We start from the raw sequence: 16,626 nt of genomic DNA on the forward strand, positions 1-16,626 counted from the left end.
TTCTTTCCACGGATTTCAATCCATGTTATTTTTATTTCATTCCATAAGTTTCACCTATGGCTATTATTGTTGAACCACTTCGTGGTTCTCCTTTATTTACTTTTTGAAATCCTCCATTAAAGTGATGAAATCATCAAATAAGTAGTTTGCATCTTCAGGACCTGGACTAGCTTCCGGATGATACTGAACTGAAAAACAAGGGTGAATTTTGTGTTTCAGACCTTCGTTTGTTCTGTCATTCAGCGCGATATGTGTTTCAATTAAATCTGTCCCTTTCAAACTTTCCTGATCAACAGCGTAACCGTGGTTTTGAGAAGTGATTGCTACTTTGTTTTTCTCTAAATCTAAAACAGGGTGATTTCCTCCTCTGTGACCGAATTTTAACTTGAAAGTTTTCGCTCCACAAGCCAACCCGATTAATTGGTGTCCTAAACAGATTCCGAAGATCGGAACTTTTCCTAATAATCCGCGGATCATTTCCAACGCTTGTTGATTGTCTTCAGGGTCACCAGGCCCGTTTGACAACATGATTCCGTCCGGATCCATTAATAAAATCTCTTCTGCTGTTGTATTATGAGAAACAACGGTGATGTCGCAGTTCCTTTGAGATAATTCTCTGATAATCCCTAATTTAGATCCAAAATCTACCAACACAACTTTCAAACCTCTACCCGGATTTGCATAAGAAGTTTTTGTAGAAACTGTTTCCACTTGATTTGTTGGGAATGTTGTGCCTTTTAATTCTGCTACAACTGCATTTTCGTCGGCATCAGCATTTACAATTTTGCCTTTTACTACTCCGGAATTACGTAGAATTCTGGTCAGTCTTCTTGTATCAATTCCTGAAATTCCTGAAAGGTTTTTCTTTTTAAATAATTCATCTAAAGTAATCTGAGTACGGAAATTTGAAGGCAAATCACAAACTTCTTTTACAATAAGACCTTTGATAGCCGGCTCAATACTCTCATAATCATCTCTATTAATTCCATAGTTTCCGATCAGCGGATAAGTCATACAAACAATCTGACCGCAATATGATGGATCAGAAATCAATTCTTGATAACCCGTCATTCCGGTATTGAAAACCACCTCTCCTGCAGTCTCCAATTCTGTTCCGAAACCTTCTCCATGAAACACTTCACCGGATTCCAGTATTAACTTTTTCTTCATTTTTTAAATTAGATATTAGATTTTAGAAATTAGAAGTCAGACTTCTGCATTCTGTTATTTTATTTATTTTTTTCTTAATTTTATTTAGCTTATTTAAAAGTATATCCTTCTTTTTCTAAGGCTTCTTTTAAAATGGCCATTCTTGCGAAGACTCCGTTCTGCATTTGTTTGAAAACTCTTGAACGTTCGCATTCTACTAAGTCTGTATCAATCTCAACTCCTCTGTTGATAGGTGCCGGATGCATGATGATGGCTTCTTTTTTCATCGCTTTTTCTCTTTCTTTCGTCAAACCATATTTTCTATGGTAATCTGAAGCGGAGAAACTCATTTTTGCATCGTGCCTTTCGTGCTGTATTCTTAGCAACATTAAAACATCAACATCTTTTATCATTTCATCTACAGAAAGATATGTTCCATTAATTAAAGCGCCTTCGTCAAACCATTGTTCAGGTCCAGAGAAGTAAACTTTTGCGCCTAATCTTCTTAATGCTTCAGCATTTGAATTGGCAACCCGGCTGTGTTTTACATCACCTACGATCCCTACTTTTAAGCCTTCAAATTTTCCAAATTCCTGATAAATTGTCAGCAAATCCAGCATACATTGAGATGGGTGATTTCCTGTTCCGTCTCCTCCGTTGATGACAGGAATTTTAATGTTTTCTAATTCATCAAAATATCTGTCTTTCTTGTCTCTTATTACAACTAGGTTTATTCCTAAACTTTCAATTGTTTTTACCGTATCATAAAGACTTTCCCCTTTGTTTACCGAACTGTGAGATGCATCGAAGGGAACCACCTGCAATCCTAATTTTCTTTCGGCAATATCAAAACTTGTTTTCGTTCTTGTACTGTCCTCAAAAAAGAGATTTGAGCAAAAAACTTCTCCTTCAATTTTGGCAGTTTTTCCATTCGCAAAAGCCATCGCTTCAGCCAGTATACTGTTGATTCTCTCGGTGCTTAGTTCTGTAATAGTAAACATAATATCTTAAATTTTTCACAAAAAAAAAGCGAAGAAAATATCTTCGCTTACTATAAATAAATATCGTAAAGGGCGTCTACGCCCGGTAATTCTAATGATATAAATACTGTGTTATTCATTAGGTGCAAAGATACAATAAATTCTGAAACTGACAAAACCAAAGTTTCAAATAAATTAAAAAACTTTAATCATTCTTTACTTTTCATTTTTAAATACTATTTTTGTTAAAACTCAAACCTTGTTTATGGACTTAAAAGACAAAATGATTCTCAGCATCATTCAGGAGGACTCTACTTATTCTGTGAAAGACATTTCAGAAAAGATTGGTCTTACCTTCACTCCGACCTATGAAAGAATCAAACAATTAGAGAAACAAGGAATTATCGAGAAATATGTAGGGCTTTTGAACCGCGAAAAACTGGGTTTAAATATTGTTGTTTATTGCAACGTGCGTCTCAAGGAACAGTCTAAAAAAGTATTGGAAACGTTCGAGAAAAACATCATGCAGTATGATGAAGTTCAGGAAATTATCAGTCTTTCCGGCGAATACGATTATATGCTGAAAATCATTGCAAAGGATATCAACTCTTATAATGAATTTGCGGTCAATATTATTTCAAATATCCCTAATATCGGGCAATATCACAGTTCTATTGTTCTTCACGAAGTTAAAAAATCTACTAAGTTTAAGATTGATTTGGGATAAATATTTAAATTACAAATCGTAGTCACCTCTTATTATTAGATATCCTACTATATAATCTAATCAAAAATTTCAATTTAAATGATAATGCAAGAAGATTTAATACAAATCATTTCAGAAATTCCAGATACATCAGACAATAAGACTGAACAAATTTTTAATCTCGCTCATTCAATAAATAAAAACGGATTTCTAACAAAAGAACTTGGAATGAAAATTTTAAACTGGAAATCACCAAGACCTTTTAAACATTACGATAAAAATACAAACGCTGATTTTGAAACAATTACTAAATATGCATTAATGCAAGAAGATGAGAAAATAAAAATTCATATTCTGACGGCTTTGAATGGAGTAAATTATCCAAGTGCATCTGCAATTTTAATGTTTTCTAATCCATTAAAGTATCCCGTTATTGACATAAGAGTTTGGAGACAACTTTATAAAAACCAACTTGTAACAGAAAATCCTAAAGGGCAAAACTTTACTTTAACACAGTGGGCAAAATATTTAGAAGTTATACGACAAATTTCTAATAGTCTGAATATAACGCCAAGACAGGTTGAAAAACGTTTATTTGATTATGATAAATCTACACAAATTGGAACATTATATATTTCAAGTAAAAAATAAATCTCTCGCTTAGTCAAAATCAACCCAATAATTTATTTTTCAGTTTATTAAACTGATATTCTATTTTCTCCAAACAAAGATTTCCGATACTTCCCTGATGGGTGTGGTTTAGGTTTCCTATTTCAAAATCAAACTCATTATTTTCAATCTCCTGCCCTACTTTTACATAGGCATCACGGAATGAACTTCCGTTTTTCACTTCTTCATTGATCTTTTCTACACTGAAAAGATATTTATACTTTTCATCTTCCAAAATTCCATCTTTTACCTGAATATTGGGTAATGTATAACTTAAAATTTCAAGGCATTCTTTCAAAGAATCGATAGCAGGGAAAAGAATTTCCTTTGTCAACTGCATATCTCGGTGATACCCTGAAGGAAGATTATTCGTCAATAAAATAAACTCATTCGGCAGTGATTGAATTCTATTGCAACGTGCACGAACCAATTCAAAAATATCCGGATTTTTCTTGTGCGGCATAATACTGCTTCCTGTCGTAAATTCCTTTGGAAAGCTTATAAAATCAAAGTTCTGACTTAAATATAAACAAACATCATAAGCAAATTTCCCCAAGGTTCCTGCCAAAGTTGCCATTGCCATCGACAGCATTTTTTCAGACTTTCCGCGCGTCATTTGAGCGTAAACCGAATTATAATTCATCGACTGGAAGCCTAAATTATACGTTGTACTCTCACGGTCGATCGGGAAAGACGAACCATATCCCGCGGCTGAACCCAACGGGTTTTTATTAATGATGTTTTTAACCGAGAAAAGCATTTCAACATCATCCAACAAAGCTTCAGCATAAGCGCCAAACCATAATCCGAAAGATGAAGGCATGGCAATTTGTAAGTGTGTATATCCCGGAAGCAGAACATTTTTATGCTGATCCGCCAGTTTGATTAATATTTGAAAGAATTCGTCTGTCAACGCTGTAATTTCACGGATTTCATCAACTAAATACAGTTTTATATCCAATAAAACCTGATCATTTCTAGATCTTGCGGTATGAATTTTCTTTCCTGTATCGCCTAATTTTTCAATTAAGACAGACTCTACCTGCGAGTGAATGTCTTCCGCAGTTTTATCAATTTCAAAAGTTCCGTTTTCGATATCTTTCAAAATTTCTTCCAAAACAGATAACATCTGTTCTGATTCTTCATTGGAAATAATTCCAACTTCTGCCAACATTTTACAGTGCGCCATAGAACCTTTAACATCGTATTTTGCTAAACGTTCATCAAAGTCAAGATCTTTCCCGACTGTAAATTTATTGACTAATATATTGGTGGCCAGGTCATCCTTCTGCCATATCTTTTTCATATTTTTTTCTTTAAAAATTTAGTTTGTTCTGACAACTCAACAGGACAATATTATTATTTTGTACAAGTCTTTCATTTCTAATTTAATTTTTGCATAAATCTTTATTAAAAATATTTCAAACTTCATTGCCTGCTGAGTGTAGTCAAAACAGTAAAAAACTAACTAAAATCAAATTCTTTATTTTCTTTTGTCTTGAAACAAAAGAAACAAAAATTGCCTCCATAAAGTCGGCGAATGTTATTTCAAGACTGGAAACTTTCGCTAAAAATTATTTCTGTTCTCTAAAAATTCTAAAACTTGCGCGAATTCAATATTTGTTTTTCAATTTAATATTTGTCTCGCGCTTCAAACAGTAGAATTTTCTTAACGTTCACAGAACTAATTTTCTTTACGCTTAATTTTCCGAAGTCGTTTTATAAAACTCTTTCTAGAATCTGGATATAAATCTCAATTCCTTCTTTTATTTCATCTATATATATGTATTCATCCGCAGTGTGCGAGCGCCTACTGTCACCGGGACCGATTTTTACCGATGTACACGGAATAATTGCCTGATCAGATGAAGTTGGTGAACCGTAAGTTGTCCTCCCAATTTCCAAACCTGCCTTTACAAACGGATGATCCATTTCGATTTTTGATGAATTTAATCTGAAAGATCTTGCCGTTAAAGTTGATTTCATCTGTGATTGAATGATTTCAAACGCTTCTTCATTAGAATATTCATCCGTAACCCTAACATCTAAAGTAAAAGCACACGATTCCGGAACTACGTTATGCTGAACTCCGGCATGAATTCCAGACAATGTAACTTTAACTTCACCCAAATAATCTGAAACTTTAGAAAATTTAAAGCTTAAAATTTGCTGTAAATCTTCCATACATTTTACAATCGAATTATCATTATTCGGATGAGCGGCGTGAGAAGGAGTGCCTTTCATTTCCCCATCAATAACCAAAAGTCCTTTTTCCGCGATTGCCAGATTCATCTGCGTTGGTTCCCCTACAATGGCAAGCTCGATATTTGGTAGTTGGGGAAATAAAGCTTCAATTCCGTCAAAACCTGAAATCTCCTCCTCAGCCGTCAAAGCAACAACTAAATTATATTGTAAATCTTCTTTATCATAAAAATGTAAAAAAACCTGCGCCATCGAAACCAGAGAAGCGCCTGCATCATTGCTTCCCAATCCAAATAACTTTCCGTCTTTTTCAATGGCTAAAAACGGATCTAAAGTGTAAGCTTTATTCGGTTTTACCGTGTCGTGATGCGTATTCAGTAAAATCGACGGTTTGAAAACATCAAAATTTTTGTTCACCGCCCAGATGTTATTTTTAAAACGTTTTGTCGGAATATTGTTCTTTTTAAAAAAGTTTTCAATCTCCACAGACGTATTATATTCATCTTTGCTGAATGACGGAATTTCTATCAGTTTTTTCAGCAAATCCACTGCGTTATTCAGTAATTCTTCTTTACTATAAACAGATTTCAGTTCCTGCATGATGGTTTTCTATATGGTTTTTCAATTCAGTTTCTTTAATTAAGAATACCTTATTTACATTATTTTTTACGGCTCCAAGAGCGTTTTCCAACTTGGGAAGAATTCCTTTGTGAAGTTTTCCTTCATTTTTTAAGGTTGAAAATTCTTCTTCAGAAATATTTTTTATAACAGATTCAGGATTTTCGACATCTTCCAAAACACCTGATTTATCAAAACAATACAATAATTCAACATCATATTTTGAAGACAAAGCCTGAGCAATTACCGAAGCAATCGTGTCTGCATTGGTATTGAAGAGATTTCCTTTTTTGTCGTGAGTGATTGCTGAAAATACAGGAACAAGTTTAAGTTTAATTAATTTTGAGATCAATTTCCTGTTCACACTTTTCTTCTCAATATCTCCTACAAATCCGAAATCTATTTCTGCGTGTTCTCTTTTTTTAGCTTTAATTAAATTTGCATCAGCTCCCGAAAATCCTATTGCTTTACATTTTTTCTGCTGAAGTTTAGCCACGATATTTTTGTTGATTCCCCCCGCATAGACCATCGCCACAATATCCAACGTATCTTTATCTGTGATTCTTCGTCCGTTGATCATTTTTTGTTCAACGCCTAATTTATCCGCCAATGTGGTTGCTAATTTTCCGCCTCCGTGAACTAAAATTTTCTTTTCCTTAATTTCAGAAAACTGCTTCAGAAATTCGTTCAATAATTCCTCATCATCAATTAAAGCACCGCCGATTTTTACAACAAAAAGCTTTTCTTGCATGATTTAATTATTTTGAATTAATTTCATCTAAAATTTCAGAGAAAACAGCCTGCGCAGAGAAAATTCGGTTTTTTGCCTGTTGATAAATGATAGAATTTTCACCATCCATTACCTCATCACTCAATTCTACATTACGACGAACCGGAAGGCAGTGCATCACTTTTGCATGATTGGTATTAGCCAATTTTTCATTCGTCAGCATCCAGCTTTCTTTTACTTCAGGCATTGCGGCATAATCATCGAAAGACGACCAGTTTTTCACATAAATAAAATCCGCATCTTTCAACGCTTCATCCTGATTATGGATTACTTTTACATCTTTTGTGAAGTTTTTATCTAAATCATATCCTTCAGGATTAGCGATTACCAATTCCACATCCATTTCCTGCATCCATTCTGCGAAAGAATTTCCTACCGCATGAGCAATCGGTTTGATGTGAGGCGCCCAAGTTAAAACCACTTTTGGCTTATGTTCTTTTTTCCAGTTTTCGGTAATCGTGATGCAGTCTGCCAAGCTTTGCAAAGGGTGACGGGTAGCCGATTCCAGAGAAATTACCGGAACTTTCGCATGTTGTTTAAATTGACTTAAAATACTTTCGTTAACATCATCTTCTTTGCTTTTCATTCCTGCAAAACAACGAACTGCAATGATGTCGCAATATTGATTTAATACTTCAATCGCATCTTTGATGTGCTCTACGGTATCTCCGTTCATTATGGCTCCGTCTGCGAATTCCAGATTCCAGGCTTCTTGTGCTGCATTTAAAGTTAACACATTTAACCCTAAATTTTGTGCTGCAATCTGACTGCTTAAACGTGTTCTCAAACTTGAGTTTAAAAATACAAGTCCGATTGTTTTTCCTTTTCCTTTCTCGGTTTCCGAAAGAGGATTTTCTTTAATTTGTAAAGCTTTTTTTATGATTTCCTGTAAGTTTTCAACATCGCTTACAGAGGTAAATTTTTTCATTTTGAATTGATTTTAAAGATTTTTTATCTTACATATTTGTGGTGAGTTTTTTAACGCAATGGTCGCAAAGCTTTTTTTAACTACAAAAATTTTTTACGTTCGCAAGGGCGTTTCACTCAGCAATTGAAAGTTGCATTTGTCATTCTGACGAAGGAAGAATCTATTAATATTATAAAAGAGATTCTTCACTACACTTCGTTTCGTTCAGAACGACAGACCGTAATGTTTTCAAAGTTTAAATTTGCTCCAATACTTCTTTCAAAGCATTAATAAAAATATCGGTTTCTTCTTTTTTAATGTTAAGCGCCGGAAGAATCCTCAACACAGCCTTATCTTTGGAGTTTCCTGTGAAAATATGATGATTGTACAACAAGTTATTCCTCACGTCCGAGCAATCCCTGTCGAGTTCAATTCCAATCATCAGCCCTTTCCTTCGGATCACTTTGATATGTGGAAAATCTTTAATTTCGTTTTCAATATACTCGCCCATTTTTTGAGCATTTTCGATGAGATTCTCATCTTTCATCACGTCCAATACAGCAATCGCAGCGACACAAGCTAAGTGATTTCCGCCAAAAGTTGTCCCCAGCAAACCGTTGCTTGCCTGAAATTTAGGGTGAATCAACACTCCGCCGATTGGGAAGCCGTTCCCCATTCCTTTTGCGGTTGTAATGATATCAGCCTCAATACCAAACTCTTGGTGAGCAAAGAAATATCCGCTTCTTCCGTAACCTGACTGAACTTCATCTAAAATCAAAACAGCATCATGTTTTTCACATAATTCTTTAATTTTAGTTAAAAATTCAACCGTTGGAATCATAATTCCGCCAACTCCCTGAATTCCTTCAATAATTACAGATGAAATTTCACTTCCCTGTTTTTCGAAAATTGCTTCAAGCTGTTCTATGTTATTCCATTCAGATTTGATGAATCTTTCGTCATAATTTACCGGAGCTACAATTTTCGGGTTATCTGTCACGGAAACTGCCGCTGAAGTTCTGCCATGAAATGAACCTGAAAAATACAGCACTTTGCTTTTTCCGTTGTGAAAAGAAGCCAGTTTTAAAGCATTTTCGTTCGCTTCAGCTCCTGAATTACACAAGAACAAATTGTAATCTTCTAAACCTGAAAGTTTTCCTAATTTTCCCGACAATTCAGTCTGTAATTCATTCTGAACCGAGTTTGAATAGAAAGATATTTTATCTAATTGGCTTTTTAATTGAGTTTGATAATGCGGATGGTTGTGCCCGATAGAAATTACCGCGTGACCTCCGTAAAAATCAAGATATTTTTCTCCTTTATCGTCCCAAAGAAATGATCCTTGAGCTTTTACCGGATTTATGTTAAATAATGGATATACGTTGAATAAATTCATTTTTTTTGTTTTAATTAATTTCTTTTGTCTTGAAATCGAAGATTCGACGTAGTCAAACAAAAGAAACAAAAATTCAAGACTGGAAAATTCCGCTAAAAATTTAAATTAAATTCTAAAATCCCCAAAACTCGCACGAATTGACTATTTGTTCTTTGATTGAGAATTTGTCTCGTGCTCAAACAGTGGGAATTTTTTAACGGATTAAATTTCAATTTTCTTAACGCTCCATTTTCCTAAGTCGGTTTTATTTTGAGTTTAAAAATTCACTATTGACTTATTGACCATTCACATTTAAAACGCTATAGGCTTCAAATTCAATCCTAAATTTTCTTCCCAACCCATTGCAATATTCATGTTTTGAACTGCCTGTCCTGAAGCTCCTTTCAACAAATTGTCAATCGCTGAGTGAATAACCGCGACATTTCCACTCTTTTCTATATGAATCACACAGCGATTGGTGTTGACAACCTGTTTTAAATCAATTGCTTTTTCACTTACCTTTACAAAAGGCTCATCTGCATAAAAATCCTTAAACAATTGCTCAATATCTGAAAGTTCTAAATCTGTTTTCACCGTGGAACTCGTAAAAATTCCTCTCGCAAAATCCCCTCTCCATGGAACAAAATTCAGACTGATTTCATTCGTATTAAAAGAAACTAACTGCTGTAAAATCTCATCTACATGTTGATGTGTCAAAGTTTTATACGCTGAAACATTATCGTTTCTCCAAGTGAAATGCGTAGTCGGCTGTAAAGACTGACCCGCCCCTGTTGAACCTGTAATTCCCGTTGTGTAAACCTCATTCAACAAACCTTTTTGAGCTAATGGAAACAAGGCCAGTTGAATCGCTGTCGCAAAGCATCCCGGATTTGCAATACTTTTCGCTCCTAAAAGATCTTTTTTATTGATTTCAGGTAATCCGTAGATAAAATTTCTGTTTTCAAAATTCCCATCTAAACGAAAATCATTTCCTAAATCGATTACCAACGTTTCTTCTTTTACAGCATTTTGAGTCAGCCAATTTTGACTTTCTTTGTGAGGAAGACATAAAAATAAAATATCAACATCCTCAGGATGATCTGTTAAAACCATTTCACAAACCGTCGCTAAATCCGGGTACAAATCTGAAATCTTTGTCCCCGAATTCGAACGACTATATAAAAAACTCAAAGTCACATTGGGATGAAAAGCCAACAGACGAACTAATTCGCTTCCTGTGTAGCCGTTGGCACCGATTATTCCTGCTGTTTTTATTTCTTTTTGATTAATCGCAATCATTTTTATTTTACCACAGGTTTCACCTATGGCTACTGTTATTGAACCCTTCGGGTTCTCTGTTAAAATCCAGAATTAATCTGATGATATATATTTAAAGAATTGCTTACGATTTTCGTATAACCTTTCACATCTTCGCCCGTCCACGCTCTGTTTGCTTCGCCATAACTTCCAAATTTATCAGACATTAGATCATGCTTAGATTCAATTCCGTTTAAAATAAATCTATAGGGATGAAGCGTTACAAAAACTTTTCCGCTCACCGTTTTCTGAGAATCAACTAAGAAAGACTCGATATTTCTCATCACAGGATCTAAGAAAAGTGCTTCGTGAAGCCAGTTTCCGTACCAATCAGACAATTGAGACTTCATCATCTGCTGATATTTTGAAAGCGTATGTTTTTCCAATAAATGGTGCGCTTTGATGATCACAGACGCTGCTGCTGCTTCGAAACCGACTCTTCCTTTAATTCCAACAATCGTATCTCCAACGTGGATATCACGACCGATTCCGTACGCAGAAGCCAATTCTTCAATTTTCTGAATTGCATATACTGAATGTTCAAAATTTTCACCGTTTACCGCTACAACTTCACCATTTTTGAACTCAATTTCCAGTTCTGAAGGCTGAGTTTCTTTAATTTGAGATGGAAAAGCTTCTTCCGGAAGATAATTTCTTGAAGTCAACGTTTCTTTTCCGCCAACTGAAGTTCCCCAAAGTCCTTTATTGACAGAATATTGCGCTTTCTGGAATTCCATTTCATAGCCGTGGTTTTTCAAAAATTCAATTTCTTCTTCACGAAATAAGGACATATCACGAATCGGCGTAATAATTTCTACATTCGGGCACATTACCTGAAAAATCAAGTCGAAACGAACTTGGTCATTTCCTGCACCTGTACTTCCGTGAGCAATCGCATCAGCACCGATTTCAATGGCATATTTTGCAACTTCCTGCGCCTGGATCGTACGTTCAGCACTTACAGACAACGGATACGTGTTGTTTTTCAAGACATTACCAAAGATCAAATATTTTACGCAAGAATTGTAATAATCCTCCTGAGCATCAACGCACCTGTATTCTTTTACCCCAAGATTAAAGGCTTTTTTCTCCAGTTCTTTTTCCTCTTCTTTAGAAAAACCTCCGGTATTTACAGTTACTGCATACACCTCGTATCCAAGTGTTTCACTCAAATATTTGGCACAGTAAGAGGTATCTAGACCTCCGCTAAACGCTAAGATTACTTTCTTGCTCATTTTGATATTGATTTTCGGGTTGATTATTTACAACACCATTTACTTTATTATTTTCAGGAACGAAAAGCATTGCTGTACAAAGACAGTTTTTACGTTCTTTTTTCATTAAAATTTCATAATTCACACAGTTTTTGCAACCGTTCCAGAATTCTTCATCTTGTGTCAATTCAGAATAAATTACCGGTTTGTAACCCAAATCACTGTTGATTTTCATTACCGCAAGACCTGTTGTCAACCCAAAAACTTTCGCAGTCGGATATTTGTCTCTAGACAATTGAAAAACTCTGTTTTTTATCAAAGTTGCCACTCCTCTATTCCTAAAATTGGGAGAAACGATCAACCCTGAGTTGGCCACAAACTGACCATGTGACCAGGTTTCTATATAACAGAACCCCACCCATTCGCCGTTTTCAGTGGCTATTACAGCATTACCATCTGAAATCTTTTTACTTAAATATTCTATGGAACGTTTTGCGATGCCCGTTCCCCGTCGCTGTGCAGAATCATACATTTCCTGCTGTATTTCACTCACATACATTAAATGTTCGCATGAGGAAATTTCTATTTCCATTTATTTATCTGAATTTTTTGGCAAATTTAAAGCATAATAACTTTAAAATCCAAATAAAAAAGATATTATTTTTGTTTAAATAGAATTAGCAGGTAAAATTATCTTTATAAGAAAATATAATTTTGCTAATTTATTATATATTTGCTAAAATACTATATATGGAAAATAATTGCCCCAAATGCAACAGCAATAAAATTGTAAAAAGCGGAATCATCAATGAGAAACAAAGGTTCCTCTGTAAGGAATGTAATTATTATTTTACCGTAAAAAAATTAGGAAAAAAAATAGACGATTACTATGTAACAAAAGCACTCCAGCTTTATCTTGAAGGTTTAAGTTTCCGTGAAATAGAAAGAATTATTGGTGTTTCCCATGTTACAATTAGTTCATGGATTAAAAAGTATAACATTACAAGGCCACCACATTCTGAATTCCATCCTGTATATAAAATTTTAAAACAAAATGAATTGATTGAATACATGTCTAAGGAAGAAAATCTTAAAAATTCAGGAATTATTATTACTCAGTTTGCAGATAAATATATGTTGATCAAATGGGAGCGTTTTAAAAAATAAGGTTAAAGAGTTATGAGTTTTAAATTATGAATTATAAGCTTTTCAAACAATCATATTAAATACATAACAAATTATTAATCAAAATATTAAAAACAAATATAATTAAAAATTTTAACACTTCCAGAACTCATAATTCATAATTTAAAACTCATAACTATAAACTTACCACTAATATATATTAAATTTTCGTAAACAAATTATTAATTACAATTTGGCTTTCACAAAAAACAACGCCAAAAATTGATAATTTATGAAGAAAATACTCACATTTATTGGATTAGCTCTAATCAGTAATTCTTTATACTCACAAGGCTCCCACGATTACGGAGGCGGACTTAAATTAAACCTCAATCCTCAAGGCGACAAATACGTCAGGTTTATCTTATGGGATCAATTTTGGTTAAGAAATACCCAAATGAATCCAGGAAGCATGGTTGGAGGCGAACCAACAGACAATTCCTGGAGCTTAGGAAACAGACGATTACGTGTTTTAGCATACGCTCAGATTTCCAAAAGATATATGATTCTGGCTCATTTTGGGATTAATAATCAAACATTTATCAACGGAGGCGGTTCGGGAACTTCCGGAACTGGAGGTTATGGAAACGGCAAAAAGCCTCAAATGTTTTTTCATGACGCCTGGAACGAATACGCAGTTATTTTACCTGGAGAAGCGGGAAAATTCAGTTTATCTTTAGGAGCCGGACTTCATTATTATATGGGACTTTCTCGTATGACAATGGCTTCTACATTGAATTTCCTGACGGTTGATTCCCCTATTTTCACATGGCCTTTGATAGATAATTCTGATCAGTTTGCAAGGCAATTAGGAATGTTTGCCAAAGGAAAATACGGCAAATTAGAATATCGTTTTAGCTTAAATAAACCTTTTGCAACAGATTTAATTCCTGCAAATGTAACTGATCCCGCAAAAGCCGTAGCAGTTGACAATAACGGAAATCCTAATTTTTCAAAAGCAGGTTATGTTGAATATCAATTCCTTGATGAAGAATCAAATACGCTTCCTTTTAAAGTAGGTTCTTATTTGGGGACTAAAAAAGTTTTCAATTTGGGAGCTGGCTTTTATCACCAGAAGGACGGAACAAGAACTTCCGTTAATTCAACCATAGAGAAACACGATATCACGCTTCTTGCCGTCGATGCTTTCGCAGATATTCCTTTGGGAAATGCTAAAAATAAAATGGCAGTTTCAGCTTATGCAGGCTATTACAACTATCAATTCGGTTCGAATTATATCAGAAATTTAGGCATTATGAATATCGCAGCTTCCGATCCTAATTTTATCGGTGATAAAGCTATTGCAGGAACAGGAAACCTACAGCCAACCATCGGAACAGGTAATATTATCTACGCACAGGCTGGTTTACTGTTACCCAATCAGGCAGAAAAACCTAAAGTAAGAATTCAGCCTTTTGCAGCTTACACACATAAAAGTTTCGATGCTCTAGAAAAATCATCTTCACAGTTCGATGTCGGAGCCAACTGGTTTATTGACGGACATCACGCAAAAATTACAACACAATATTCAACACGACCTGTTTATACGAGTCCGACAGAAAGTCCATCTTCTAAAGGAGAATTTATTGTGCAATTTCAAATTTATTTATAAAACTATCAAGCTTAATATAATTTAAAACTAATAAAATCTTAACCACAAAAGATACAAAAGCTATTCGTCTATTTAGAAAACAAAGGTTTATTACAAAAGAATAATATTTCGACTCCGCTCAATACAAGAAGATTTTTTAAACTCATGTGTTCTTCTTATTGACAGTTTAATAATAAACTTAAAAATAACTAATGTGTTAATCTTTTGTCTCTTTTGTGGTTAAATTAAAAATAAATTATAAAACTCAATATCAATTTTAACTAACATCAAAATCAAGCAATATGAGCGAAAATCATCATGATACTTACGAAAACATGACCGAAAAGCAGAAAAACCGCACCATTTGGAGCGTGATCACTGCCTCATCACTCGGTACATTGATAGAATGGTACGACTTCTACATTTTTGGAAGCTTGGCAGTTGTTTTAGCTACGAAATTTTTCCCGTCAGACAATCCAACCGCAGCATTTTTATCTACATTGGCAACTTTTGCTGCCGGATTTGTGGTAAGACCTTTCGGAGCTCTATTCTTCGGAAGATTAGGAGATATTATCGGGAGAAAATATACGTTTTTGGTTACTTTATTAATTATGGGATTTTCAACCTTCCTCATCGGATGTATCCCTAGTTTTGAAACCATCGGATATCTTGCGCCTGTTTTAGTTTTAATCTTAAGATTATTACAAGGATTAGCATTGGGTGGAGAATACGGAGGTGCAGCGACTTACGTTGCAGAATACGCCCAACCACACAGAAGAGGTTATTGGACTTCTTGGATCCAAACCACTGCAACAGCAGGGCTTTTCATTTCTTTAATTGTAATTTTAATTACTAAAAACACCCTTTCTGCAGAAGAATTTGATGGTTGGGGATGGAGAGTTCCTTTCTGGATCTCGATTTTAATGGTGGGAGTCTCTTATGTCATCAGAAAAAACATGAAAGAATCTCCGCTTTTTGCCAAAGCTAAAAGTGAAGGAAAAACTTCAAAAAACCCTTTAAAAGAAAGTTTCGGAAATAAATACAACTTCAAATTTGTCTTATTGGCATTATTCGGAGCTGCAATGGGACAAGGGGTAATCTGGTACACGGGACAATTTTACGCCATGAGTTTCCTTCAAAAAGTAATGAATGTAGAATCTTCACAGGTCGATTCTTTAATGGCAACCGCCTTATTGATGGGAACACCGTTTTTCGTATTTTTCGGTTGGCTCTCAGATAAAATAGGAAGAAAAGCCATAATGATGACCGGAATGCTGGTGGCAATCTTAGCCTACAGACCGATTTATGATGCTATGTTTAAAAGTGTAAATCTTGAAGCCAAAACTGTCGCAGCCAACGGAATTACAGAAAAAAGAACTGCGAAAATTCATAAAGATATCGCTTCAGACAGTCTTGTCACTTTCCATAAAGAAATATTGTACACAGACGGAACTTTAATTAAAAAAGACAGTGTTGTTCATTGGGCACCGAGTGGTGTTGCGATGAAAGACGGAAAAGCTGAAGAACCAAAAGTTTCTCAAACCGTGAAATTAGCCGACAATACAAAATGGTATTTGGTGTTTTTGGTATTCATTCAGGTGATATTTGTAACGATGGTTTACGGCCCGATTGCCGCTTTCCTAGTAGAAATGTTCCCGGTGAGAATCCGTTATACATCGATGTCTTTGCCGTATCATATTGGAAACGGGGTGTTTGGAGGACTTCTTCCTGCCGTTGCAACCTATTTAGTAACCGTCGGGAAAGATGCAGGACATCCGACCTGGTATCTTCAGGGACTTTGGTATCCGATCGGGGTTGCTGCAGTCTGCCTGATCATCGGAATGATATATCTTAAAAATAAGAACAATAATATTCACGATTAAGCATTGAATCACTCAATTTTTTATTAATTTTAATACTACT

15 protein-coding genes are annotated in these 16,626 nt (G+C 34.8%); 5 read left to right on the forward strand and 10 right to left on the reverse strand.

The genetic code is table 11. From position 1 onward, the window contains the following. Positions 1-96 precede the first annotated feature (96 nt). Together BT156_RS17335 and BT156_RS17340 are read right to left on the reverse strand one after the other, a co-directional pair. Positions 97-1,170, reverse strand: a complete 1,074-nt coding sequence (locus BT156_RS17335; RefSeq protein WP_072412011.1) for a carbamoyl phosphate synthase small subunit — start codon at positions 1,168-1,170, stop codon at positions 97-99. Positions 1,171-1,259: 89 nt separating this feature from the next. Further along, positions 1,260-2,150: an aspartate carbamoyltransferase catalytic subunit gene (locus BT156_RS17340; RefSeq protein ID WP_072412012.1), complete on the reverse strand. Its 891-nt coding sequence runs from the start codon at positions 2,148-2,150 to the stop codon at positions 1,260-1,262. 244 nt (positions 2,151-2,394) lie between these two features. On the opposite strand from BT156_RS17340, the gene BT156_RS17345 reads away from it, so the two are divergent. Both BT156_RS17345 and BT156_RS17350 read left to right on the forward strand, forming a co-directional pair. Next, positions 2,395-2,856, forward strand: coding sequence for an Lrp/AsnC family transcriptional regulator (locus tag BT156_RS17345; protein ID WP_072412013.1), 462 nt, complete (start codon positions 2,395-2,397; stop codon positions 2,854-2,856). An 84-nt stretch (positions 2,857-2,940) separates the two neighbouring features. After that, positions 2,941-3,486 carry a hypothetical protein gene (locus BT156_RS17350; protein WP_072412015.1) on the forward strand — a complete coding sequence of 182 codons (546 nt, stop codon included), beginning with the start codon at positions 2,941-2,943 and terminating at the stop codon, positions 3,484-3,486. A 19-nt stretch (positions 3,487-3,505) separates the two neighbouring features. Here the strand turns inward: BT156_RS17350 and argH are convergent, their stop codons facing one another. From argH to BT156_RS17390, 8 genes are all read right to left on the reverse strand, one after another. Then, complete coding sequence (gene argH, locus BT156_RS17355) at positions 3,506-4,810, reverse strand: argininosuccinate lyase (protein WP_072412017.1); 1,305 nt, start codon at positions 4,808-4,810, stop codon at positions 3,506-3,508. 413 nt (positions 4,811-5,223) lie between these two features. After that, the gene (locus tag BT156_RS17360; protein WP_072412019.1) at positions 5,224-6,306 is read right to left on the reverse strand and encodes a M20 family metallo-hydrolase; all 1,083 of its coding nucleotides are present in this window, start codon (positions 6,304-6,306) and stop codon (positions 5,224-5,226) included. Then, entirely contained in the window at positions 6,281-7,075 is a 795-nt protein-coding gene (gene argB / locus BT156_RS17365) for an acetylglutamate kinase (protein ID WP_072412021.1), read from the reverse strand. Before argB ends, BT156_RS17360 begins: the two co-directional genes overlap by 26 nt. Before the next feature lie 7 nt (positions 7,076-7,082). After that, entirely contained in the window at positions 7,083-8,042 is a 960-nt protein-coding gene (locus BT156_RS17370; RefSeq protein ID WP_072412023.1) for an N-acetylornithine carbamoyltransferase, read from the reverse strand. A 235-nt stretch (positions 8,043-8,277) separates the two neighbouring features. Then, positions 8,278-9,417, reverse strand: coding sequence for an aspartate aminotransferase family protein (locus BT156_RS17375; protein ID WP_072412123.1), 1,140 nt, complete (start codon positions 9,415-9,417; stop codon positions 8,278-8,280). A gap of 291 nt (positions 9,418-9,708) precedes the next feature. Beyond that, positions 9,709-10,695 (reverse strand): N-acetyl-gamma-glutamyl-phosphate reductase, encoded by a 987-nt coding sequence (gene argC, locus BT156_RS17380; RefSeq protein ID WP_072412025.1) that lies wholly within the window; start codon positions 10,693-10,695, stop codon positions 9,709-9,711. 59 nt (positions 10,696-10,754) lie between these two features. Further along, complete coding sequence (argG, locus tag BT156_RS17385; RefSeq protein ID WP_072412027.1) at positions 10,755-11,948, reverse strand: argininosuccinate synthase; 1,194 nt, start codon at positions 11,946-11,948, stop codon at positions 10,755-10,757. Beyond that, positions 11,920-12,519: a GNAT family N-acetyltransferase gene (locus tag BT156_RS17390; RefSeq protein WP_170857338.1), complete on the reverse strand. Its 600-nt coding sequence runs from the start codon at positions 12,517-12,519 to the stop codon at positions 11,920-11,922. The genes argG and BT156_RS17390 overlap by 29 nt, the downstream gene beginning before the upstream one ends. Before the next feature lie 158 nt (positions 12,520-12,677). On the opposite strand from BT156_RS17390, the gene BT156_RS17395 reads away from it, so the two are divergent. The 3 genes from BT156_RS17395 to BT156_RS17405 all read left to right on the forward strand — a co-directional run bounded on the left by BT156_RS17395 (position 12,678) and on the right by BT156_RS17405 (position 16,586). Continuing rightward, the gene (locus BT156_RS17395; protein WP_072412028.1) at positions 12,678-13,094 is read left to right on the forward strand and encodes an IS1/IS1595 family N-terminal zinc-binding domain-containing protein; all 417 of its coding nucleotides are present in this window, start codon (positions 12,678-12,680) and stop codon (positions 13,092-13,094) included. 250 nt (positions 13,095-13,344) lie between these two features. Next, positions 13,345-14,724, forward strand: a complete 1,380-nt coding sequence (locus tag BT156_RS17400) for a porin (protein ID WP_072412029.1) — start codon at positions 13,345-13,347, stop codon at positions 14,722-14,724. 281 nt (positions 14,725-15,005) lie between these two features. After that, complete coding sequence (locus BT156_RS17405; protein WP_072412030.1) at positions 15,006-16,586, forward strand: MFS transporter; 1,581 nt, start codon at positions 15,006-15,008, stop codon at positions 16,584-16,586. Positions 16,587-16,626 lie beyond the last annotated feature (40 nt).

Origin of the sequence: Chryseobacterium limigenitum, assembly GCF_900114875.1 — a bacterium.
Lineage (GTDB): Bacteria > Bacteroidota > Bacteroidia > Flavobacteriales > Weeksellaceae > Chryseobacterium > Chryseobacterium limigenitum.